This is a genomic window from Pseudoalteromonas rubra (assembly GCF_005887095.1).
Taxonomy (GTDB): domain Bacteria; phylum Pseudomonadota; class Gammaproteobacteria; order Enterobacterales; family Alteromonadaceae; genus Pseudoalteromonas; species Pseudoalteromonas rubra_E.
The window spans coordinates 1-341 of the sequence record NZ_PNCI01000152.1 but is presented as its reverse complement, the minus strand read 5'-3'; the positions used below and the strand labels follow the sequence as shown (position 1 = coordinate 341).

General features: G+C 33.7%; 1 pseudogene. It reads left to right on the top strand.

The window, feature by feature from the left end:
• Positions 1–341 (top strand): annotated as a pseudogene (locus CWB99_RS24465) (ATP-binding protein); the annotation flags it as partial.

Sequence of the window (341 nt, the reverse complement as noted above, 5' to 3'; positions counted from 1 at the left end):
ATCTCCCAAAATTAGCGGTAATCAGTCTACAGGAACAACCGTTTCAATATACGAACCGCACAAAGAATTTACATCTATTAATAAAGAACGGTTGCTTGAACACTTTTCGTCAGTTTTTGCTATATACCTATCACAATATAAGTCTATTAAGCTTTATGTGGATGGCGATCTGGTAGATCCAGAGAGTCAAATTAAAAACAAGACCAATCTCCCTTTAGATGATGTTCTATATGATAATATTGATTACCCGTATGAATTGCAGATTATAGAATGGAACTGCAATACAACAAATGAAGTACTGCTCTGTAATAGCAATGGTTTTCCTTTTTTACCTTATGAAA